The organism is Actinocorallia populi (assembly GCF_002995495.1).
Classification (GTDB): Bacteria; Actinomycetota; Actinomycetes; order Streptosporangiales; family Streptosporangiaceae; genus Actinocorallia; species Actinocorallia populi.
In genome coordinates this window covers 271,433-292,753 of sequence record NZ_PVZV01000003.1, presented here as the reverse complement: position 1 = coordinate 292,753, position 21,321 = coordinate 271,433, and the positions used below count along the sequence as shown (strand labels likewise).

The following is a 21,321-nucleotide window of genomic DNA, read 5'->3' as shown; positions in this document are numbered from 1 at the left end:
GTCTCCCCCTACCAGGACGGCACCAAGGGTGCCCGCGGTGTCTCCAGGGTAACCGCGACCCGGTCACCCGGCACGTTCCTGGCCGGATCCTGACGCGGCGCCGCCCGCTCCGGCACACGGACGAGGTAAGGCCGCACTGACTTCCGTGGAGTACCTTAACGGTCATACATCCCGCTATTCCGAAAGGACCTCGATGTCCGACCTTCCGTTCGGTCCCGAGGCGGTCGCCGCCATCGCCGCCCACATGAACGGCGACCACGCCGAGGACAACGTGCTCATCTGCCGGGCGCTGGGCGGCGTCGAGGCCGTCAGCGCGGTGAACACCGGCCTGGACGCCGAGGCGATGGTCTTTCGGGCGGTGCTCGCCGACGGTTCCGAGCGCGAGGTCCGCGTGCCCTGGAACGAGCCGCTGAAGGACCGCGTCCAGGTGCGGCACGAGGTGGTGCGCATGTACCAGGAGGCCTGTGCGGTGCTCGGGGTGGCCCCGCGCGGGCACTGACCGCGTCCCGCCGCCGGAGAAGGCCGACCTGTTTTCTTAGGTGAGCCTAAGCTAAGGTACCCCCAATGTGGATCAACTGCTCGAACAGTCCAAACTGCGACAAAGGAGTAGCATCCGAATGACCCTTCCTCCGGGGGAGCCCTTCTCCGCCGTGCTGCGGCAGGCGAGTGTCCAGGACCACGCGGACGCGGAGTCCAACGGCTACATGAGCGACCTCATGGGCGGGAAGCTGCCCCTGTCCGCGTACACCGCGCTGACCGCCCGGCTCCTCCCGGTGTACGCCGCTCTGGAGGAGGCGGCCGAGGCGATGCGGGAGCACCCGGTCGCGGGCCGGTTCGTCTTCGCCGAGCTCGTCCGCAGGCCCGCGCTGGAGGCCGACCTCGCCGAGCTGCTGGGTCCCGACTGGGCCGGCCGGATCGGGGAGTCGCCCGCCGCGCACGCCTACGCCGCCCGCATCCGCGAGGTCGCGTTCACCTCGCCCGGCGGCTTCCTGGCCCACCACTACGTGCGCTACATGGGCGACCTGTCCGGCGGCCAGATCATCGGCCGCCGCGTGGAGCGCGTCTACGGCCTGGAGGGCGGCAGGGGCACCGGCTTCTACCGTTTCGACGGCCTGAAGACCAAGCCCTTCAAGGAGGCCTACCGCCGGCGCGTCGACGAGGCGCCCTTCGACGCGGGGGAGCGGGGGCGGATCATCGACGAGGTGCGGCTCGCCTACCGCCTCAACACCGCCGTCTTCGACGAGCTCGGCGCGGTGGACTGGAGCCGGGCGGCCTGAGGCGTGCCGCGCCCGGCAGGGGGTAGGGGCGTTTGTGGTCACCGGGTCGATAATTGATAGATATCGTGTCAATAGGCCTGGGGGAAAGGGGAAGGAACGTCGCATGGAGCGGGAACGGGAGTACGACGCGGTTCTGTACGGGGCGACCGGTTTCACCGGGGGGCTCACCGCGGAGTACCTCGCCGCGCACGCGGGGAAGACGCGCTGGGCGCTGGCCGGACGCAACCGCGCGAAGCTGGAGGCGGTGCGCGAACGGCTCGGCTCGGACGTCCCGCTGCTGCACGCCGACGCCGACGACCCCGCGTCCCTGGAGGAGATGGCACGGAGCAGCCGGCTCGTCGTCTCCGCCGTCGGGCCCTACCTGAAGTACGGTGAGCCGCTGGTCGAGGCGTGCGCCGAGAACGGCACCGACTACATCGACCTCACCGGCGAGCCCGCGTTCGTCGACCTGATGTACGTGCGCCACCACCACCGCGCGGTGGAGTCGGGGGCGCGCCTGGTGCACGCGTGCGGCTTCGACTCCATCCCGCACGACCTGGGCGTCCTCTTCACCGTCCAGCAGCTGCCCGAGGGCGTGCCGCTGCGCGTCGAGGGGTTCGTCAGCGCCAGCGGCAGCGCCTCGGGCGGCACGATCGCCTCGGCCAAGGGCGTCATCTTCGACCCGCTCACCGGGTTGCGCGCCGCGCGGGCGCGCTCCCGCATGGAGCGGATGCCCGAAGACCGCCGCGCCCGGATCTCCCGCAGCCCCCTGCCGCACACCCGGCTGCGCGGCGGGTTCGCCGTCCCGCTGCCCACCCTCGACCCGCAGGTGGTCGTCCGCAGCGCCCGGGCGCTGGAGCGGTACGGGCCGGACTTCACCTACGGCCACTTCCTCGCGCTGACCAGGGCCGGGCGCCTCGGCGGAGACGGCGGGCTGGGCGAGATGCTGCGGCGGCAGCCGGGTGAGGGGCCCTCGGCGGAGCAGCGGGCGCGCAACTGGTTCCGGGTGCGCTTCCACGGCGAGGGCGGCGGCCGCTCGGTCAACACCGAGGTGGCCGGGGGCGACCCCGGCTACACCGAGACCGCCAAGATGCTCGCGGAGTCCGCGCTGTGCCTCCTGCACGACGACCTGCCGGAGACGGCCGGCCAGGTCACCACGGCGCAGGCCATGGGACAGGCGCTGATCGACCGGCTCCGGCGGGCGGGGCTCACCTTCCGGGTGCTGTGAGGCGTTTCGGGACGCGGACGACGTCCTGCGGCGCCTCCTGGAGCGGCACGCGAACGGTGCGGATCCGGAGGAAGAGGTCCTTGGCCCACTTGTCGAGGACCGGGCTGTAGAGCTTGGCCTCGCCCTCCTTGCGGAAGCTCGTCACCCCGACGATCCGCCCGTAACCGGATTTCCGCATGCCGGCGATGAGCGGGCCGCCGCTGGCCCCGTGGGACATGTTGCACTTCAGCGTGTGGAACCTGCCTCCGGAGAGCGTGACGGGACCCGTCCGGCCCCTGCACATGCGCAGGACGCTGCCGCCTTCGGGGTAGTCCTGGTTGCGGGGGTGGTGCTGGACGGCGTACCCGTAGAGCCGCGACCACAGCCGGGCCTTGCGCTTCACGTCGAAGCGCAGGCTCTGGCCGTTGGTCTTCTTCTGGATGGTGCCCGAGGAGTGCCGGGCCATCGCGACGAAGGCGTAGTCGAAGGCAGGGTCGGCCCGCTCGGTCCACGGCGACCACATCAGCGTCCGGTACCCGTTCCACAACCCGTGCGGGGCGGCCTCCCGGTCCAGGTCGGGCGCGAACACCAGGGACCGGGCGTTCCAGCCGTCGGAAGGGTCCTGGAGGCAGTGCGCCGCGGTGAGCAGGACGCTGCCGTTGCCCTTGCCCCGCCCGGGACGGGCGGTGTTGACGACCGTCCCGGTGCAGGTGGCCACGCGCCCGTCCTCACCGGTGATGTAGAGGCGGCCGATCTGTTTGAGCGGTGCCCTGCGGTGCTTTGCGGCGACCACGGCCTTGGCGATCGGCGGCGGCTTCTTCGGCGCGGCCCTCCTGGTCCGGGCGGGCATGTCGCGCGGGGCCGCCTCCGCCCGGCGCATGCGCTCGGCCGTCCATCCTCCCGGCGCGTCGAGCTCCTGGGAGACCGGTGAGGGGGCGGGCGCCGCCCGGACGGGTGCGGCCAGGCCGACGGCGAGCAGCAGAGCGGTGGGGAGCATCGCCGGACGGACGACGGTATGCAATATTCCTCCGAGACAGAGGGGATTTAGAGAGTTACTTTACATTTCTCCTATCGCCGGTCGCAGGATTACGGTCCAGTAGCGATCGTTGACACCCGCGGGTGGCGTCCGTCACCGTGGAGCCGTTCGTTGGAAGTCAAAAGAACCGAAGTCGGAGGAGACCGAAGATGACCGGACGCAGGATCATCACCGGTGTCGCCGGTGCCGCCGCCTTCGCGGCGCTGACCGGGATGGCCGTGGGCATCGCCGGGGCGAGCACGGCCCGCGGCCACGTCTCGGACTGGACCGACCACGACGTCTTCGCCGACGTCGACGACTGAGGCCGCGGGGCTCAGGCCGTCACCGGGGCCAGCCTTGGGACGATGTTCTCACCGACCCGGTAGGCCTCCTCCAGATGGGGCCAGCCGGACAGGATGAACTCCTCGACGCCGAGTCCCGCGTACTCGCGCAGCAGCGCCGCGACCTCCTCGTAGGAGCCGACGAGCGCGGTGCCCGCGCCTTCGCGCACCAGCCCGACTCCGGCCCACAACCCCGGCGAGACCTCCAGATCCCGGGTGCCGCCGCCGTGCAGATCGGTCATGGCGCGCTGGGCGACGGAGTCGTAGCGGGCGAAGCGCCGCTGCGCCGCCTCGATCCGGGCCGGGTCCATGCCCGCCAGCAGCCGCTCGGCCACCGCCCACGCCTCGGCCGAGGTGTCGCGTGCGATCACGTGCACGCGGAGGCCGACCCGCAGCGTCCGGCCCCGCGCGGCGGCCCGCTCCCTGAGCCGCTCCACCTTGGGGGCGACCGCCGCGGGCGGTTCGCCCCAGGTGAGCGCGACGTCCGCATGCCGGGAGGCGACCCGCTCGGCGGCGGGGGAGGACCCGCCGAAGTACAGCTCCGGCACCCGCTCCAGCGGTTCGGCAAGACCCCCGCCCGCGATCCGGTAGTGCTCCCCCTCGTGGTCGAACGGCACCCCGGTGAAACTCCGCTTCAGCACGTCCAGGAACTCCTCGGTACGGGCGTAGCGGGCGTCGTGGTCGAGGAAGTCGCCGTAGGAGCGCTGCTCGACGGGGTCGCCTCCGGTGACGACGTTGAGCGCCAGCCGCCCGCCGGAGACCTCCTGGAAGGCCTGCGCCTGCTGGGCCAGCAGGGTCGGCAGGGCGAACCCGGGCCGGAACGCCACCAGCATCTGGAGGCGCTCGGTGTGCTGGGCGACCGCCGAGCACACGATCCACGGGTCGGGGCAGCCCGCGCCGACGGGGGTGAGCACCGCCTCGAACCCGGCGTCCTCGGCGGCCCGGGCCACCTGCGACAGGTAGCGCACACTCGCCGGGCGGCCGGATGCCAGACGCCGGTCGGTGTCCATGATGGCGGTGCGGATTCCGTTCCCGTCACCGGTCGTCGGCAGGAACCAGTGGAAGCGCATCGGATGCTCCTTCGGTGCTCAGGCCGCGGCGTCGCGGACGGCCGCGGCGACTTCCTCACGCAGGGCGAGGGAGGACGGACGGGTGCGGGGGCCTGCGGAGCGGGGCGGCGCGGAACGGTCCAGGACGATGCGGCCGGGCCGCCTGCTGAGCACGAGGATCCGCGTCCCCAGGAAGACCGCCTCGTCGACGCTGTGCGTGACGAACAGGACGGTCTTGCCGGTGGCCTGCCAGATCCGCCGGATCTCCTCCTGGAGCCGTTCGCGGGTCAGCGCGTCGAGCGCCGCGAACGGCTCGTCCATGAGCAGGATCGCCGGGTCGGGCGCCAGGGCGCGGGCGATCGCCGCCCGCTGCTGCATCCCGCCGGACAACTCGTACGGGCGGCGCGCGGCGGAGTCCCCCAGCCCGACGAGCTCCAGCAGCCCGGCGGACCTGGCCCGCCGCTCGGCCCTGGGGACTCCGGTCGTGCGCAGGCCGAACTCCACGTTGCGGCGCACGCTCAGCCACGGGAAGAGCCGGGGCTGCTGGAAGACCACGCCCCGGTCGGGGCCCGGTCCGGCGACCGGGGCCCCGTCCACGTGCACCGTGCCTTCGGAGGGCGGGGCGAACCCCGCGACGAGCCGCAGCAGGGTGCTCTTGCCGCAGCCGGAGGGGCCGACGATGACGACGAACTCTCCGGCCTCGATCCGGGCGTCCACCGGGCCGAGGGCGAGGACCCTGTCGCGGCGTCCCCCGTAGGACAGGGAGACGCCGCTCAGCTCCACCGCGGGAGGGGAGGATTCAGCCACCGAACGCCTCGGCGAGCGCGTCAGCGGCCAGCGCCTGCTGGAAGACGGTCAGCTCGGGCACCGCGTCCACGGTCTTCTGCGTCCGCAGGAACTCGGCGGTGCTGCGCAGGGTCTGCGCCAGCGCGCCCGGCGCGGCGGCGGTGCCCAGATGGCCGGCGCCCTGCTGCTCCTCGCCGTCGAGCAGGATGAGCTGGTCGATCTGCCGTCCGGCCTCCTCGGGGGAGAGGCCGAGCTGGCGTCCGACCGCCGCGGACGCGGCGGCCTTGTCCTCGCGGACGAGCTTCACCGCCCGGTCCTGCTGCCGCAGCCAGACGGCCAGCGCCTCGGGGTATCTGTCGGCGAAAGCGGTGCGCACCACCGCGAGGTCGGCGGTCACCCTGCCCTTGGCGGCCAGGTCCCTGCTGGTGACGAGGGTCCTGCCGTCCTTCTGCAGCTCCCCGAGCACCGGCGTCCAGACGTACGCGGCGTCGATGTCGCCGCGCGTCCAGGCCGCCTGGATGTCCTGCGGCTCGAGGTCGACGAGGGTGACGTCGTCCTCCTTCAGACCGGCGTCCTGCAGCGCGGCCAGCAGGCTGTAGTGGGTGGTCGAGGCGAACGGCGCGGCGATCTTCTTGCCCTTGAGCTCGGCCACGGAGCTTGCGTCCCTGGCGACCAGTGCCTCGTTCTCCCCGATGACGTCGAAGATCCACGGCACCTTGTAGGCGATGTCCAGGGGCGCGGACAGCCCGCGGGCCACGGGGCTGCTGCCGGCCAGCCCGATGTCCACCGACCCCGCGAGGATCGCGGTGTTGACGTCGCCGCCCGAGTCGAACCTCGACCAGGTGATCTCGGTGTCGGGCAGCGCCTCCTCCAGCCACCCGCGGTCCTTGACGATGAGGTCGCCGTTGGGGATGAGCTGGTAGGCGATGCGCAGCTCCCGGGGGGTGCCGTCGGCGTTGGCCTCCCCGGAGCCGGAACCGTCCGCGGAGGAGCACGCGGTCAGTCCGAGGAGGAGGGCGGCGGCCGCGGTGAGGGACTTCAGTTTCACGGTGGTGCTTCTTTCGAGGGTGGTGACGGGGGTCAGGCCCGGCCGCGCCACGGCGCGAGCCTGCGTTCGGCGAGCTGCAGGAGGGCGTCGATGAGCAGCCCGGAGGCGCCGATGACCAGCAGCCCGAGCACCACGACGTCCGACTGGTTGTAGCGCTGCGCGTCGCGGATCATGCCGCCGATGCCGGGCACCCCGTTGACGGTCTCGGCGGCCACGACGGTGGTGTAGGCGACGCCGACCGCGACCCGGATGCCGGTCATGAGCTCGGGCAGCGCCGACGGCAGGACGATGAGGAAGGGGATCTGGCGGCGGGTCGCGCCCAGCGAGCGGGCCGCGTGCACGTAGTCCTCGTGCACGCCGCGCACCGCGTCGGCGGTGGCCACCGCGACCGGCGGCAGCGCCGCGACGAACAGCAGCACGACCTTGGGCGTCTCGTCGATGCCGAACCAGATGACGAGCAGGCTGAAGTAGGCAAGGGGAGGCAGCGTGCGCACGAAGGTCACCAGCGGCCCGAGCAGCGCCCGCACCGTGGGGACCAGCCCGATCAGCAGGCCCGCGACGACGCCGCCGAGGACGCCGTAGAGGCTGCCGAGCAGGATGCGCCGCAGGCTGACGCCCAGGTGCTCCCACAACGGGTGCCCGGCGTACCCGTCGGTCCAGGTCTCGACGAGGCTGCTCCAGACCGACTCCGGCTTCGGGACGAAGACCTCGGGCCAGATGCCGGCCGCGGACGCCGCCCACCACAGGGCGAGAAGGGCGAGGACCCCGCCCGCCCGGAGCACGAAGGCGCGTGACACCGCTGTCTCCCTACTAAACCAATCAAACAGGTAGGAAAAGACTGTACGGGTTCGCCGGGCTTCGCACAACCCGGTACGCGAACGGCCCGCGCACCGTGGGGACGGGGCGCGGGCCGTTCGGCGGAACGGGTCAGCGGGTGAACTTCAGCAGGAACTCCACCTGGCCGTCGTCCTCCACCTCGATGCCGGGGAAGCTGGGGTTGTCGATGCCGTAGTCGGTGAAGACCACCGGGATCTGGCCGCTGACCTCGAAGGCGTCGGCGGCGGTGCGGGAGGCGGTGACCTCGAAGGAGACCTCCTTGCGCTGGCCCTTGAGGGTCAGCTCGCCGGTCGCCTCGGCCTTGACCTGGGCGCCGACGGCCGGCACGGAGCCGAGCTCGATGGGCCGGGTCAGGGTGAACGTGGACGTCGGGTGGGTGGTGGTGTCCATGATGCGGCCGTTGAACTGGCCGTCCCGCCGCTCCTCGTCGCTCTTGACGCTCGCCATGTCGACGGTGAAGGAGCCCTCGCTCACCGACGCGCCGGAGATCGTCAGGTCGCCGGTGACCTGGCCGGTGCGGCCCACGGCCTCCACGTCCTGGCCGAACAGCACCTCCTTGACCCGGTAGCCCGCCTGGGAGCCGGGGCCGACCTTCCAGGCTCCGTCCGCCGAGGCGGACTCCCCGGTGGCGCCCGTGGTGGTCTCCGTGCTGACGCTCAACTGCTCTGGCGCGTCGTCCGCGATGAACTGGGTGTAGAGGAAGGGCGCCACGACGAACGCCAGAAGCAGGGCGGTCACGCCGCCGATGATCCATACCTTCAGGGAGCGGCTCATTGCGCGGTCTCGTCTCCGTCCGAGCGGGGGATTTACTTGAGCTTTCAAGGAACATCTTGAAGGTTCAAGTATAAGAAGCGGATAAGAGCCGTTCACTTACTCTGCGATAGGTCCTGTCCTATCCGGGGCTTGATTTTCCGCCGGGATCAGCACCAGCGTCGCATCATGACCGCCGAACCCGAAGGAGTTGGACAGGACGGGCGCCGGGGGGATCCGCCGTGGCGTGCCGTGGACGACGTCGATCGGGTCGGCGTCGGGGCCTCCGGTGAAGTTGGCGGTCGGCGGGACGAGTCCGGCGCGGGCGGACAGCAGCGCGAAGACCGCCTCGACCGCCCCGCCCGAGCCCATCAGGTGGCCGGTGACGCCCTTGGTGGCGGTGACCGGGGGAGAGCCGGCGGGAAAGCAGCTCGCGATGGCGCGCGCCTCGGCCCGGTCGTTGTGGAGGGTGGCCGTGGCGTGGGCGTTGACATGGCCGATGTCTCCGGGCGCCAGGCGGGCGTCGTCCAGGGCGGCCCGCATCGTCCGGGCGGCGACCTCCCCGTCCTCCAGCGGCTGCACGATGTGCCCGGCGTCGGCGCCCGCGGCGTAACCGGCGAGCTCGCCGTAGATCCGCGCGCCCCGCGCCTCGGCGAGGTCCGCGCGCTCCAGCACCAGGAAGGCCGCGGCCTCGGCCATGACGAACCCGTCGCGGTCCCTGTCGAAGGGCCGGGACGCCTCGTGCGGGGCGTCGTTGCGCCGGGACAGCGCGCTGATGCGGGCGAAGGCCGCCACCGCGAACGGGGTGAGCATCGCCTCCACCCCGCCGGCGAGCGCGCGGTCGATCCGGCCGTACCGGATGGCCGTCATCGCCTCGCCCAGCGCCACGGCCCCGCTGGCGCAGGCGCAGGCGAAGGTCAGGCAGGGGCCCTGGAGCCCGTGCCGGATCGAGATGCGCGCGGCCGTCGCGTTCGGCATGATCATCGGCACCGAGGCGACCGGCAGGCGCTCGCGCGGGACGGTGCCGAGCTCGGCGGTGTGGGCGATGTGCCCGCCGCCCGTCCCGACGTAGGTGCCGCCGCGCGCCCGCTCGCCGGACGCGGTGAGCGGGCCGTCCAGGCCGGCGTCGGCCCAGGCGTCGGCGGCGGCGGCGACGCCGAGGCGGGTGGGCCGGTCGAGGTGGCGCAGCCGGTGCGGGGGGAAGTACTCCCCGGGAGCGAACCCGCTCACCGGGCAGCCGAAGGTCACCGGGACCCCGGCGTCGAGCAGTTCGGGCAGGTGAACCGCTGTGGACTTACCCGACAGTACCGTCGAGAAGGCGTCCTGGACGGTGCTCCCCGCCGGGCTCTTGACGCCCAGTCCGGTGACGGCGACGCGGTGCATGGGACCTCCCGAATCCGGTTCGGCGTGGAAACGTACCACGTGTTGTGGTTCGCATATTTAGCGGTGGATGACAAAAAACAAGAAGAAGGAGCCCCCTGAGATGTTCGATCCTTATGGCTTCCGTAGGGAGAAGCTCGTCCGCGACCTGATTCCGCAGCTCATGCGGCAGGCCGGAAAGGAGCCCGACATCCGTGTCGCCGAGCGGTCCGCGCGGTGCGGCCTGCTGCTGGCCAAGCTGTACGAGGAGGCCGACGAGTTCGCCGCCGACCCCTCGCCCGGCGAGCTGGCCGACCTGCTGGAGGTGGTGCTGGCGCTGGCCGGCGAGATCGGCTGCGGGGCGGCGGAGCTGGAGCGGGTGCGGGCGGCCAAGGCCGCCGAACGCGGCGGTTTCGCCGAGGGGTACGTGCTGCGGGGGGTGGTGCCCCCGGACCGGCCGGTCGTGCGCAAGGCGCGGGTCCTGCTGCTGGACGGCGCGGACCTGGTGCTGTTCCGCCGGACGCGGCCGGGCGTCCCGACGTACTGGACGACCCCCGGCGGCAGGGTCGAGCCGGACGACCCCGACACGCGGGCGGCGGCGCGGCGGGAGCTGATGGAGGAGCTCGGCGCGACGGCCGGACCGCTGCACGGCGTCTTCACCTACACCGAGCACCGCCCGAAGGCCGACTACGTGCACCGGTTCTTCCTGGGCCGGCTGGAGTCGATGGACCTGTCCCTGCGCTGCGGCCCGGAGTTCGACGATCCGGAACGCGGCGGGTACGAGGTCGACCGGTTCCCGTGCCGGGGGGAGTCCTTCACGGGGCTGCCGCTGTGGCCGGCGCGGCTCCGCGAGTTCCTGGCGGAGGAGGCCGGTTCCCTGCCCCGGATCCTCGGTTGAAAAAGTGATATCACTTTGCTAGGTTCAAGACATCAACAGAAGATGAGGAGAACCGTCATGAGCGAGCACGCGAACCCCCCGGTCCCGCAGGTGCGGGAGCGGATCGCCTTCGGCGCCTCGGGCTGGCCCGTCCTGGGCGGGGTGGTGGCCGGAACGGTCGCCGGCATCGCCGCCTTCGCCGGGGGCGTGGTCATGATCAGCAAAGGTGAGGGGACCGCGTTCGGAGTGGCCCTGATGGTCCTCGGAGGCGTGCTCTTCACCGTGTCCCTGGTCGTCTCGGCCGGGCTCACCGCCGTCGCCCCCGGCGAGGCGCGGGTGCTGCAGCTGCTCGGCCGCTACACCGGCACCGTCCGCACCGACGGGCTGCGCTGGGTCAACCCGCTCACCGAGCGGCGCCGGGTCTCCACCCGGATCCGCAACCACGAGACCGACGTGCTGAAGGTCAACGACCTCGAGGGCAACCCGATCGAGATCTCCGCGGTCGTCGTCTGGCAGGTCAAGGACACCGCCCGCGCGGTCTTCGAGGTCGACGACTTCGTGGAGTTCGTCGCCATCCAGACCGAGACCGCCGTCCGGCACATCGCCAACAGCTACGCCTACGACACCCACGACGGGCCCGGCCTGTCCCTGCGCGACAACGCCGAGGAGATCACCGCCCGCCTCAGCGAGGAGATCGGCGCCCGGGTCGCCGCGGCCGGCGTGGAGATCACCGAGTCCCGGCTCACCCGGCTGGCCTACGCGCCGGAGATCGCCCAGGCGATGCTGCGCCGCCAGCAGGCCACCGCGATCGTCGCCGCCCGCAGCCGCATCGTCGAGGGCGCCGTGGGCATGGTGGAGATGGCGCTGGCCCGGCTGGCCGAGGACGAGATCGTCGAGCTGGACGAGGAGCGCAAGGCCACGATGGTCAGCAACCTCCTGGTCGTGCTGTGCGGGGACAGGGACGCCCAGCCGGTGGTGAACACCGGAACCCTCTACGCGTAGCGAAGCCCATGGCGACCGAACGGAAGAAGCTCCTGCTCCGGCTCGACCCGGCCGTGTACGACGCGCTGGCGCGCTGGGCCGGTGACGAGCTGCGCAGCGCGAACGCGCAGATCGAGTTCCTGCTGCGCCGCGCCCTGGCCGACGCGGGCAGGCTGCCGTCGGGAGTGGGGAAGATGCGGGGCCCGGGCCGTCCCACCCGGGCCACCGCCCGAGACAAGCAACAGCCCGAGAACCCGGAGACACCGGAAGCACGAGAAGAGGAATGACCGTGCAACTGCCCGACACCCTGCCGCAGCGGATCTACCTCCTGGCCCTCGACCCCGACCGCGGCAAGCCCCGGATGGGCGTCCACCTCAACGAACTGGTGCGGGCCGCCGCCCTGTCCGACCTCTACCTGGCCGGGCACCTGGCCGACGAGAAGGGCCGGGCCGTCGTGGCGGTCCGGCACCCCTGCCACGACCCCGTCCTGGAGACGGTGCTGGAGGAGCTGTCGGCCGCCCGGCGCCACAAGTGGCAGTACTGGGTGGGCCGCCGGGGCCGGCAGACGGCGGCGGCCGTCCGCGACCAGCTCGCCGACGGCGGGTGGGTGCGCGTCGAGAAGCACAAGATCCTCGGCCTGTTCCCCAGCCACCGGATCACCCCGCGCGACCCCCGGCTGCACGGGAGGCTGCGCCACCGGGTGACGGCCGCGCTGCGCGACCCGCTGCCCCGGATCGACCCCGCGGACGCGGCCCTCGTCTCGCTCGCCGAGGCCGGGAAGCTGCGCAACGTCCTGGACCGGGGCGCCCGGCGCACCCACAAGCGGCGGCTCGCGGACCTGAACGAGCGCACCGGGCCGCTGCCCAAGGCGCTCAAGAAGGCGATCGCCGCCCAGGACGCGGCCGCCGCGGGTTAGGCCAGCAGTTCGGCGGCCTCCTCCACCTCCACGACGCCCTCGTCGTTCAGGAAGCTCAGGAAGGTCTCCGCCCAGCGGCTGACGTCGTAGTCCACCACGCGCCGCCGCATCGTGCGCATCCTGCGCTGCAGGTCCAGGGGCTCGCCCCGGATCGCGGCCAGCAGGGTGCGCTTCAGCCCGTCCACGTCATAGGGGTTGACCAGGAAGGCGCGGCGCAGCTCGGCCGCCGCCCCGGCGAACTCGCTGAGCACCAGCGCGCCCCGCAGGTCCTTGTGGCAGGCCACGTACTCCTTGGCCACCAGGTTCATGCCGTCCCGCAGCGGGGTGACCACCATGACGTCCGCGGCCAGGTACAGGGCGGCCAGCTCGGCCCGGTCGTAGCTGGTGTGCATGTAGTTGATCACGGGGGCGCCGAGCTGGGCGAACTCCCCGTTGATCCGGCCGACCTGCTGCTCGATGTCGTCCTTGAGCAGCTGGTACTGCTCGACCCGCTCCCGGCTGGGGGTGGCGATCTGCACGAACACCGCCTCGCCCGGCTTGAGCTCGCCGTCGGCCAGCAGCTCCCCGAACGCGTCGAGGCGCTCGGTGATGCCCTTGGTGTAGTCGAGCCGGTCCACGCCGAGCAGGATGCGCTCGGGCTCGCCGAGCTCGGCGCGGATCTCGTCGGCCCGGTGCCGCACCTCGGGCCGGGAGATCAGCTCCTCCAGCTCGGCCACGTCCACCGAGATCGGGAAGGCCCTGGCCTGGATGGAGCGGCCGTCGTACTGGATCCGGCCGCTGTGCGCGCGCACGTCCAGGACGCGGCGGGCCATCCGCACGAAGTTCGCGGCCCCCGAGGGAAGCTGGAAGCCCACGAGGTCGGCGCCGAGCAGGCCCTCGATGATCTCCCTGCGCCAGGGCAGGCGCTGGAAGAGCTCCACCGGCGGGAACGGGATGTGCAGGAAGAAGCCGATCTTGAGGTCGGGGCGCAGCTCGCGGAGCATCTTGGGCACCAGCTGGAGCTGGTAGTCCTGGACCCACACGGTGGCGCCCCGGGCGGCCGCCGCGGCGGTGGCCTCGGCGAAGCGGCGGTTGACCCGGACGTAGGCGTCCCAGGTGCGGCGGTGGTACTCGGGCGGGGCGACGGCGTCGTGGTAGAGCGGCCAGAGGGTGGCGTTGGAGAAGCCCTCGTAGTACAGCTCCACCTCCTCCGCGGACAGGGGGACCGGCACGAGGGACAGGCCGTCGTCGGTGAACGGCTCCACCTCCTCGTCGGCCGACCCCGTCCAGCCGATCCACGCGCCGTCCCTGCCGCGCATCAGGGGCATGATCGCGGTGACCAGGCCACCGGGGCTGCGGCGCCACCCCACTTCGCCCTCCGGGCCCACGAAACGGTCCACGGGCAGGCGGTTCGCCACGACGAGGAAATCACTCACGTTGATCTTCATACCCTGTTTCTGGCGTTTTGCGCATCTTCCACCACATAAGGAACGTGAAGCTCACCACCCGAGTTCACCTGCGGGGATGGTTTCTTCGGTACTTTCGACGTATGAGACTGGGCGTCCTCGACATCGGATCCAACACCGTGCACTTCCTCGTGATGGACGCGCACCAGGGCGGGAGACCGCTCCCCGCCTACTCCCACAAGACCGAGCTGCGCCTCGCCGAGCACCTCGTCGACGGGCACACGCTCTCCGACGAGGGAGCCGAGACCCTCCACCGGCTCGTCGCCGAGGCCCTGGAGATCGCCGAGGACAAGGGAGTCCAGGAGACCCTGGCGTTCGCGACCTCCGCGGTCCGGGAGGCCTCCAACGGCGAAGAGGTCCTCGCGCGGATCAAGTCCGAGCTGCAGACCGACATCGAGGTCCTGTCGGGCATCGACGAGGCCAAACTGACGTTCCTGGCCGTCCGCCGCTGGTTCGGCTGGTCCTCCCACCGCCTGCAGGTCTTCGACATCGGCGGCGGCTCCCTGGAGATCGCGACCGGCACCGACGAGCAGCCGGACGCGGCCTTCTCCCTGCCCCTGGGCGCCGGCCGCCTCACCCGCGACCGCCTCACCATGGACCCCCCCGACCCCGACCAGATCCGCGCCGTCCGCCGCCACGTCCGCACCGAGATCGCCGCCCGCATCGGCTCCATCACCCGCTTCGGCCCCGCCGACCACACCGTGGCGACCTCCAAGACCTTCAAACAGCTCGCCCGCATAGCCGGCGCCGCCCCCAGCGCCGAAGGCCCCTTCGTCCGCCGCGTCCTGACCCGCACCGCCGTGCGCGAATGGTCCGTACGCCTGGCCGAGATGCCCATCTCCCTGCGCATGCAGATCCCCGGCGTCTCCCCCGGCCGAGCCCCCCAGCTCCTCGCCGGCGCCATCGTCGCCGAAGCCGCCATGGACCTCTTCGACATAGAAGAACTGGAGATCTGCCCCTGGGCCCTGCGCGAAGGCGTCATCCTCCGCCGCCTCGACCTCCTCCCCGGCGAACCCCTCTCCTTCTGACCCCGCCCCGATCAACCGATGTGCGCTACCCCCACGACTGCGCTAGAGTTATCCCTGCCGCCAACGCCCCAGAGGGGCCGAAAGCGGAAGGTTTCACGGGACGTGGCGCAGCTTGGTAGCGCACTTGACTGGGGGTCAAGGGGTCGCAGGTTCAAATCCTGTCGTCCCGACTGTAAAACCGCAGGTCAGAGGCCTGATCGCTCACTGAGCGATCAGGCCTCTCGCCTTTGTGACCGTCGTTTGACCGTGGCCCCGAACGTGCCGACCGGTCCTGACCGCTACCCCTCGATCCCAGCCCTGACCAGCGGGTCCACGGTCAACAGGGCTTCGGCAACCGCGGTGTTCAAATGAGCTTCACAGGACCCTGTCGCTTTGGGGGTGACCGTCCGGAGATCTGCTGTCGCAGCGGAAAAAATCTACTTTGTAAGGGTCCGTGGTGAGTAGCCCGATCCCGAATCAACGTGCGAGGCCGTCCCGTTGGACGGCCCAAAGAACCTTGCCCTCTGCCCCAGCTGAGTAGCGGTCACCTGCTGGTCGAAGTCGAAGCATGGTGTCCCCGGCTTCCCAGGCTGACAGCGCGGGTTCGATTTCCGTTATCCGCTCCACGTTTTCCCAGCTCAGGACCCTGTTTCAGGGTCATTGATCTCTTTAAAGATTATTTGCCACCCGTTTGTCGCCGGGATGGGGCACGCTTCGCTGACATCCAGAGCGACGAGCCAGACAGATTGGTATGGCTCGGCAGGGGGCACGATATTGCCTCTGAGAGATCGGAACGATGCAATCTGTCGGATAGCGCTTTGGTGCGCAGGGGCCTCGGATATGGCCCCTCGGCGGAGGGCACTCGGTGGCAGCAGATGTATTCCGACGATCACTCCTGAACATGTGGTGCGCGGCTGGTTGGGGCCGGACGGCACGAGGGCCCGGGCGGCGGCCGAGTTGACATCGCTGTTCTACGATCGCAGAGGCCTGCATTCAGGCCTCGATTACCGGACTTCATGGGAAATCGAAGACGAGTACCCGCCCCGGCAGCTCGCAGCGTCATCAGACCACCAGACGCTGTCCGGAATCTTCGAGGCACCCCAAGTCCCTTCGGGGGTTCAGAGGTCGTCGATGCCGAAGTCCTCGGCGAGGTCGTTCCAGGGGACGGCGAGGATCTGGGGGACCAGGTCGGGGTGGATGTGGGAGGGGCTCGGGTCCTGGAACCAGACGATGAAGAGCTCGGTGGTCAGGTGGTCGAAGTCGGGCGGTACGGGTTTGGAGGTGGCGGGGCCGGTGAACAGTCCCTCGCACTGGAGCGGTGGGAGCACCTCCATGGGGCCGAGGAACTTGTCAGGTCCGTAGCTCCCGGAGGCGCGGGCCCAAGGGGGCGTGAGGCGGGGTGGTTCCACGATGTGGACGGCGCGGGGTGGGTTGCGCTCCTTGAGCTGCTGGAGCTTGCGGTCGTTGATATGGCGGCAGGGTGCGCCCTCGATGAGGCCGCCGTAGGTCCGGGTGACCTTCAGGTCGATCAGTTGCAGCGTCAGTCGTCCGTCCGTGATCTCCGCGATCGGTGGAATGTGCACATCGCCTCCTTTGATCATCCGTCCGCGATCCGTTTGCGGGATGGAATGTGATCGTCTGCTCCGGACCGCCTCCGGCTGGTCCGCGCTGCTACGCCTTGGTCACCGCTGCCGACTGTTTGAACATAGCTGTCTCCGTTCGCAGGGCGGTTGCGATCGGCAGGGTTGTGCCGGTCTTCGTGCTTGAGCGGGTCGGTGTCCCGTTGCTCTTGTGGAGATCAGCAGTCCCTGCGGGCCGTGCTCGATGCATTCCAGGACGCGGACACGTGGTGTGCGACCCAAGCCAGGGAGAGCGGCAGCCCTATGAGTTCGGGGGGATCGCCGGATCGAGGTGGACGGTCGTCGGATTGGGGGACACTGGCTCCAGGGTGGTGCGCGCCGCCACCGTCCTCGGACGCGCTGGGTCAGCTGCCGGCCCGCCCGACGCCTTGGACACCGCGGCGGGCGGTTACCTCGCCCGACTGGTCGCCAAGCGCCTTGGCGACCTTCCGCTGACCGAGGTCGCGGTCGGTGGTAAGACTCTGCGCGGTAGGTGCACCGACGGCACGGCGGTGCATCTGCTCGCTGCTGTCTTGCACCACGACCAGGTCGAGGCCAAGAGCAACGAGATCCCGGTGCTGGGTAAGGGTACGGCCACCGTGAGATCCGCAGGCGGAAGGCCTGCCAGGTTCAGCTCCAGGCCTGCTCTTCTCCCACGCAGCTCGGGAGCTCCAGGACAAATGCCGCCGCACCGGCCGCAGGACCGCAAAGACCGCGATCACCGTCTATGTCGTCACCAGCCTCATCCCGCACGGGGCCAGACCCGCCCAGCTCAAATCATGGAGCATCCTGCATAGGCTGCGCTGAAGTCCCGGCAAGGTCGGCCACCTCGTCAAGGCCCTCCCATCCTGCAAAACCACCGTGCCGCCCAAGCCGCCCAAGGATGAAATGGGTTCATGGGTGCCATTACTGTCTTGTCTCGACTATCGCAAAATCTTTCCGAACATTCGCCTGTTGCTGATGGAATCGAGAAAAATCGGTAGATGGGAGGGGCATCCCGCGTTTGTTGCTTGACCTTGGCTGCGAAAATGGCAAGGGTATGGATTCCGTACCGGATGCCAGCCCCTTGGGGGAGGGCCGTAGTCGCGGGGGTCAGTTCGCTTGCTAGAACGTGCTCGACGGGAGCAATGCCAGGATCTCATCAGGGAGTTGGATATCCCTGACCCGTGGGATTTCGGGGTCTTCTGCGAGCGTCTACAAGAACGGCGTGGTCGTTCTCTAGAAGTTCTTCCCATCCTGCCGGTTCGTACCGGTTTCCCTAATGGGTTGTTTCTGCCATCCGATACTGTCGACCGTATTTACACGGTGGAAGGCATGACTCCCTACCACCGTGAGCACATCGCCTTGCATGAGATCGGGCACTTGCTGTTGGGTCATGAGGAGTGTGGGCTTGATGTCATGGAGCTGGCCCCTATCTTCTTCCCTCATCTTGATCCGGCTCTCGTAAAGATGGTCCTTGGCCGTAGCGAGTACAGCAATCCTCAGGAACAGCAAGTCGAGTACTTCGCGAGCCTCGTAATGGCGCAAGTTGATGAGCGCCGGATGCCTCGAACCGTCGAGGACCCGGACATCGCGGAGGTGCTCGGCCGGCTGGAGGCGAGTTGGGGTCATTCCCCGTGGCAGAGATAGGAGTCCTCATGATCGATGTCGTTTTCTTCACGGTCGCAACCGTAGCCTTCTCTGCTGCCGCGTTGAAGGCACGCGGGCTGCGCAAGGGGCCGTCACGGCCCGGACAACTCGCCTTGTGTTTTCTGCTGACGACACTGGGACTGGCCTTCGTTCTGCTGTCGGATTCCGCGCAGGCGATCGAGAGTCGGATCTTCCCCAACTTGGGGCGCCTGCTGTCCAACGTGTGCACGCTGTTGGCCGCGCTGGGCTTCGTGTCCCATCTGTTGAGCTTGAGTTACCCACCGGATCGGGCCAGGCCGATGATCCGCAGGAAGGCGATCGGTTACGCGGTCGCTATCGCGGTCATGGCGGGGATGTTCCTGAGCAGCCCGGTGCCCGCCAGGGTGGGTGACTTCGGAGGTCTCTACCGGGAGAACCCCGCGCTCGTTATTTATATCGACATCTATGTCGTCCTGTTCGGCAAGGCGATGGTCGACCTCTTGTTCGTCAGCGTCCGGTACGCGCGTTATGCCCGCAGGCTGGTCTTGCGTTTGGGCCTGGGGACCGTCGCTGTCGGCAGCATGGTCATGCTGGCCTACCTTCTGGAGAAAGCGCTCTTCGTCCAGTCGCAGGCGTTCGGGTTCGCCTCGCCTGTGGCTGGCCATGATGCTCCTTGCCCGTCAGTGGTCTCGCCTTTGGGCTGCCTCTTTTCGGTGACGTTCCCCGTAGTGGCTGTGCTGCTCATCGTCGTGGGGATGACGTTGCCGACGTGGGGGCCAGCGCTGGCCGCACCAGTGCGCTTCTCCAAGGACAGACGGCTGTGCCGCAGGCTCGGCCCCTTGTGGCGCATGCTGCACGAGGCGTTTCCTCAGATCGTCATGCTGAGCACCGCGGACCTCGGTCCCCGTTGGAAATTGCAGCGAAGAGTGATCGAGATCCACGACGGGCTGCTCGCACTCACGCCCTACCGGCCCCTGGGACTGAGGGAAGCCATGAACGCGGCAGCAGAACGTGTCGGTCTCAGCGGTAGAGAACGAGTCGCAGCTGTCGAGGCGGCGTTGATCACCTTGGCCCTGGAGGCTTACCGAAGAGGAGTGCCTGCCGAGGCGCACGATGAGCCCACCTCGCTGGGCGGAGGTGCGGCTGATCTGACAGGGGAGGCTTCCTGGCTTGCTGCGATCGCAGAAGCGATGCCCGCAGCGCTCAAACTTCAGGAGCAGGTCCATGTTTGATAAGAACCTCTTCGACGAACCCCTACCTGCTAGGAGAACCCGAGGGCGTTCACGAAGCCCTGCTCGCGCTGCTCCGTTTCTTGGTGCTATCGGCCCAGTTTGAAGGAATGGTGGCGGCGCCATGTTTGGCCCCTGAAGGCGACCAGATCGACTGACGTGACGGTGGCCGAGAACGGCAGACGGCCTGTGAGGTCCCTGTCGACCTGGTCGAGGATGGGATCGGGCTGGTGGATCGCCACGGTCAGGTGCGGGGACGTGTCGGAGTACTTGCCGCCATAGGGAGGGTAATCGGGCCAGCGTGCGGCGACGTCCTCGGTCAAGTGGTTGAACGGGTCGCCGGGCTCAGGAGGTAGATACAGCATCGAGGGCCAGCGTGCGGTGCGGCGGAACTCGGTGGCGAACTCCCGATGGGCGGAGAACATCCGCGTCAGCTCACTGACCACCGTGGCATCGATCTGATCCATATCGAGAAATGGGAAGAGTACGGTGACGTGAGCGTAGACGCCGGCGGCGGCTGAGCGGTCGTAACGGTTCCGCCAACGCCCCACGACGGGTTCGGCCTCGGGGACAGCCACGATCAACGCCGTCATCCCGGTCCGGTAAGAGGTCGGTTCGTCTGCCACGCTGGTGCACTCCACGCCAGGTTGAAGGTCGGTTACGAGAACGAACGGTGTATCCAGGTCCTCCGGACTCCAATTTTCATGTCGATGCTCTGCGTTGGTAGTTTTCAATACGGGCAGCTTTGACGATCAGGTCGGCCACCATCTCCTGTCCTTCGGGTGAGAGTTCGAAGAAAGTGCGGAGCTGGGCGCCTCGGATGCCGGTGTCGCGCAAGGCCGAGAGGAGCTCGATTTGATGTCTGATTTCTTCAGATATGTTCTCCTGGAAGAAATAAGCGGGATTCACTCCGAAAAATTTTGCCAGTCCCTCCAGTACCCGCTTGGTAGGATTGTCGGACTTTCCGGTACGAAGCTTCCATAGAGTGTTGTGCGAAACCTTCTCCCCGGTGAGTCTCTCTATGCCCTCTGCGGCCTCCTGCAATGAGTAGGGGCCTCGGTCGGCTGGATGTACCGTCCTGAAGAGAAGATCGATCCTCTCTGCCAAATCAGACTTGTCATCTGATTTTATTTTCTCTACGGATGACATGCTACTTGTCCTCTGTGTGCTTCCACCTGGAGTCCAGGACCCACATGATGGTCTCCCGGTTGGGTGATTGACAACCTTGCTCGCCCGTTTCTAGCATCTCGATCATCCACATCACCCAAAGGTGATTTCGCTGGATCGATTCTCGCCTCAAGATGATGCGAGCTTGGTGGCGATCGATGGGGGAAACAAGGTGATTCGAGAAAATAGTGCATGGTCGATGTCTACAGCCGACAGAAGTGATGTGCTTCCGCGAAGTAGCGTTCCAGAAGGGGCATTCGATGGCCCCGACGAGATACAGGAGGACGTCACCGGTGCCAGGAGGTCCCTTCTGGCGCATCTCCTCATCGACGGCCTGGAACAGACGCGGGTGGTCATCGACCGGCGAGAGCTGGGGCGTCTGTTCGAGAGACGTCGGGATGACATCGCCTGGGAGGTCTTCTCGCCCCAGCTCCGGGTCTGTGACTTTCTGGAGGACGTGATCGAGTACCTGGAGGCCGAGACGGCAGAAGCCGATGCGAGGCTGAGGGGAGCCGGCAGCGGAAGCCGCTGCACCTGGTGGTTCACGACTCCGGGCGCCGATTTCGATGTGGTTCTCCAGACTCTTCAGCGCGCAAGGGGTCATCACTTCGTCAGTTTGGCGTTCGGGACTTGGCCTTACGGACCAACTGTCTATGTCCTCGAGGCCGCCGTGCGGCCGCATGACCTCGGGCTCTCCCGCGGCCTGTTGTACGGAAGTCCGACGATGACCGAGGAGAAGGCTTTCCGCGTGCTGACCTCATGTCGCATTGACCTTCCCGTCCCGACTGGCGGAGACGGAACGACCCGAGGAGGTGCCTGATTTG

23 protein-coding genes and 1 tRNA gene are annotated in these 21,321 nt (G+C 69.0%); 13 read left to right on the top strand and 11 right to left on the bottom strand.

Annotated elements, in window-relative coordinates:
- Positions 1 to 193: 193 nt before the first annotated feature.
- The 3 genes from C2865_RS14410 to C2865_RS14400 all read left to right on the top strand — a co-directional run bounded on the left by C2865_RS14410 (position 194) and on the right by C2865_RS14400 (position 2,484).
- Positions 194 to 499, top strand: coding sequence for a DUF2470 domain-containing protein (locus C2865_RS14410; protein WP_106398970.1), 306 nt, complete (start codon positions 194 to 196; stop codon positions 497 to 499).
- Between the two features lie 118 nt (positions 500 to 617).
- Positions 618 to 1,277 (top strand): biliverdin-producing heme oxygenase, encoded by a 660-nt coding sequence (locus tag C2865_RS14405; RefSeq protein WP_106398969.1) that lies wholly within the window; start codon positions 618 to 620, stop codon positions 1,275 to 1,277.
- 103 nt (positions 1,278 to 1,380) lie between these two features.
- On the top strand, positions 1,381 to 2,484 hold the full coding sequence (locus tag C2865_RS14400; RefSeq protein ID WP_106398968.1) for a saccharopine dehydrogenase family protein: 1,104 nt from the start codon (positions 1,381 to 1,383) through the stop codon (positions 2,482 to 2,484).
- On the opposite strand, the gene C2865_RS14395 is transcribed toward C2865_RS14400, so the two are convergent.
- Positions 2,465 to 3,460, bottom strand: a complete 996-nt coding sequence (locus C2865_RS14395; RefSeq protein WP_106398967.1) for a trypsin-like serine peptidase — start codon at positions 3,458 to 3,460, stop codon at positions 2,465 to 2,467. The genes C2865_RS14400 and C2865_RS14395 overlap by 20 nt on opposite strands.
- Before the next feature lie 188 nt (positions 3,461 to 3,648).
- Between C2865_RS14395 and C2865_RS39395 the strand changes: the two genes are divergently transcribed.
- Positions 3,649 to 3,801: a hypothetical protein gene (locus tag C2865_RS39395; protein ID WP_157963719.1), complete on the top strand. Its 153-nt coding sequence runs from the start codon at positions 3,649 to 3,651 to the stop codon at positions 3,799 to 3,801.
- Between the two features lie 11 nt (positions 3,802 to 3,812).
- Here C2865_RS39395 and C2865_RS14390 read toward each other — a convergent pair whose 3' ends face one another.
- From C2865_RS14390 to C2865_RS14365, 6 genes are all read right to left on the bottom strand, one after another.
- On the bottom strand, positions 3,813 to 4,889 hold the full coding sequence (locus tag C2865_RS14390; RefSeq protein WP_106398966.1) for an LLM class flavin-dependent oxidoreductase: 1,077 nt from the start codon (positions 4,887 to 4,889) through the stop codon (positions 3,813 to 3,815).
- Positions 4,890 to 4,907: 18 nt separating this feature from the next.
- Positions 4,908 to 5,675: an ABC transporter ATP-binding protein gene (locus C2865_RS14385; protein ID WP_106398965.1), complete on the bottom strand. Its 768-nt coding sequence runs from the start codon at positions 5,673 to 5,675 to the stop codon at positions 4,908 to 4,910.
- Positions 5,668 to 6,702 (bottom strand): taurine ABC transporter substrate-binding protein, encoded by a 1,035-nt coding sequence (locus tag C2865_RS14380; RefSeq protein WP_106399356.1) that lies wholly within the window; start codon positions 6,700 to 6,702, stop codon positions 5,668 to 5,670. The genes C2865_RS14385 and C2865_RS14380 overlap by 8 nt, the downstream gene beginning before the upstream one ends.
- A gap of 32 nt (positions 6,703 to 6,734) precedes the next feature.
- On the bottom strand, positions 6,735 to 7,499 hold the full coding sequence (locus C2865_RS14375) for an ABC transporter permease (protein WP_232835598.1): 765 nt from the start codon (positions 7,497 to 7,499) through the stop codon (positions 6,735 to 6,737).
- 130 nt (positions 7,500 to 7,629) lie between these two features.
- Positions 7,630 to 8,313 (bottom strand): YceI family protein, encoded by a 684-nt coding sequence (locus tag C2865_RS14370; RefSeq protein ID WP_106398963.1) that lies wholly within the window; start codon positions 8,311 to 8,313, stop codon positions 7,630 to 7,632.
- Positions 8,314 to 8,409: 96 nt separating this feature from the next.
- Complete coding sequence (locus C2865_RS14365; RefSeq protein ID WP_106398962.1) at positions 8,410 to 9,672, bottom strand: beta-ketoacyl-[acyl-carrier-protein] synthase family protein; 1,263 nt, start codon at positions 9,670 to 9,672, stop codon at positions 8,410 to 8,412.
- Between the two features lie 100 nt (positions 9,673 to 9,772).
- On the opposite strand from C2865_RS14365, the gene C2865_RS40700 reads away from it, so the two are divergent.
- Genes C2865_RS40700 through C2865_RS14345 form a run of 4 tightly spaced genes read left to right on the top strand, consistent with a single transcriptional unit; the run spans position 9,773 to position 12,422 of the window.
- A complete protein-coding gene (locus C2865_RS40700; protein WP_232835597.1) occupies positions 9,773 to 10,546 on the top strand; it encodes an NUDIX domain-containing protein in 774 nt (257 codons plus the stop codon).
- A 57-nt stretch (positions 10,547 to 10,603) separates the two neighbouring features.
- On the top strand, positions 10,604 to 11,527 hold the full coding sequence (locus C2865_RS14355) for an SPFH domain-containing protein (protein ID WP_198653323.1): 924 nt from the start codon (positions 10,604 to 10,606) through the stop codon (positions 11,525 to 11,527).
- Positions 11,528 to 11,535: 8 nt separating this feature from the next.
- The gene (locus C2865_RS14350; protein ID WP_106398960.1) at positions 11,536 to 11,793 is read left to right on the top strand and encodes a type II toxin-antitoxin system antitoxin; all 258 of its coding nucleotides are present in this window, start codon (positions 11,536 to 11,538) and stop codon (positions 11,791 to 11,793) included.
- Positions 11,790 to 12,422 carry a GOLPH3/VPS74 family protein gene (locus C2865_RS14345; RefSeq protein ID WP_106398959.1) on the top strand — a complete coding sequence of 211 codons (633 nt, stop codon included), beginning with the start codon at positions 11,790 to 11,792 and terminating at the stop codon, positions 12,420 to 12,422. Before C2865_RS14350 ends, C2865_RS14345 begins: the two co-directional genes overlap by 4 nt.
- On the opposite strand, the gene C2865_RS14340 is transcribed toward C2865_RS14345, so the two are convergent.
- Complete coding sequence (locus tag C2865_RS14340) at positions 12,419 to 13,849, bottom strand: alpha,alpha-trehalose-phosphate synthase (UDP-forming) (protein ID WP_106398958.1); 1,431 nt, start codon at positions 13,847 to 13,849, stop codon at positions 12,419 to 12,421. The two genes, C2865_RS14345 and C2865_RS14340, sit on opposite strands and share 4 nt — an antisense overlap.
- Positions 13,850 to 13,950: 101 nt before the next feature.
- Between C2865_RS14340 and C2865_RS14335 the strand changes: the two genes are divergently transcribed.
- Together C2865_RS14335 and C2865_RS14330 are read left to right on the top strand one after the other, a co-directional pair.
- Complete coding sequence (locus tag C2865_RS14335) at positions 13,951 to 14,895, top strand: Ppx/GppA family phosphatase (RefSeq protein WP_106398957.1); 945 nt, start codon at positions 13,951 to 13,953, stop codon at positions 14,893 to 14,895.
- Positions 14,896 to 14,991: 96 nt separating this feature from the next.
- Positions 14,992 to 15,065, top strand: a tRNA-Pro gene (locus C2865_RS14330).
- Between the two features lie 927 nt (positions 15,066 to 15,992).
- On the opposite strand, the gene C2865_RS14325 is transcribed toward C2865_RS14330, so the two are convergent.
- Positions 15,993 to 16,457 carry a hypothetical protein gene (locus tag C2865_RS14325; protein ID WP_106398956.1) on the bottom strand — a complete coding sequence of 155 codons (465 nt, stop codon included), beginning with the start codon at positions 16,455 to 16,457 and terminating at the stop codon, positions 15,993 to 15,995.
- Between the two features lie 1,185 nt (positions 16,458 to 17,642).
- Between C2865_RS14325 and C2865_RS14320 the strand changes: the two genes are divergently transcribed.
- Both C2865_RS14320 and C2865_RS14315 read left to right on the top strand, forming a co-directional pair.
- Entirely contained in the window at positions 17,643 to 18,122 is a 480-nt protein-coding gene (locus tag C2865_RS14320) for a hypothetical protein (protein ID WP_157963718.1), read from the top strand.
- 8 nt (positions 18,123 to 18,130) lie between these two features.
- Positions 18,131 to 19,333, top strand: coding sequence for an MAB_1171c family putative transporter (locus C2865_RS14315; RefSeq protein WP_106398954.1), 1,203 nt, complete (start codon positions 18,131 to 18,133; stop codon positions 19,331 to 19,333).
- 86 nt (positions 19,334 to 19,419) lie between these two features.
- Here C2865_RS14315 and C2865_RS14310 read toward each other — a convergent pair whose 3' ends face one another.
- Together C2865_RS14310 and C2865_RS14305 are read right to left on the bottom strand one after the other, a co-directional pair.
- Positions 19,420 to 19,956 (bottom strand): 2'-5' RNA ligase family protein, encoded by a 537-nt coding sequence (locus C2865_RS14310; RefSeq protein WP_198653322.1) that lies wholly within the window; start codon positions 19,954 to 19,956, stop codon positions 19,420 to 19,422.
- Between the two features lie 76 nt (positions 19,957 to 20,032).
- Positions 20,033 to 20,479: a transcriptional regulator gene (locus C2865_RS14305; RefSeq protein ID WP_106398952.1), complete on the bottom strand. Its 447-nt coding sequence runs from the start codon at positions 20,477 to 20,479 to the stop codon at positions 20,033 to 20,035.
- Between the two features lie 163 nt (positions 20,480 to 20,642).
- Between C2865_RS14305 and C2865_RS14300 the strand changes: the two genes are divergently transcribed.
- Positions 20,643 to 21,317, top strand: coding sequence for a hypothetical protein (locus C2865_RS14300; protein ID WP_157963717.1), 675 nt, complete (start codon positions 20,643 to 20,645; stop codon positions 21,315 to 21,317).
- The last annotated feature ends 4 nt before the right edge of the window (positions 21,318 to 21,321 follow it).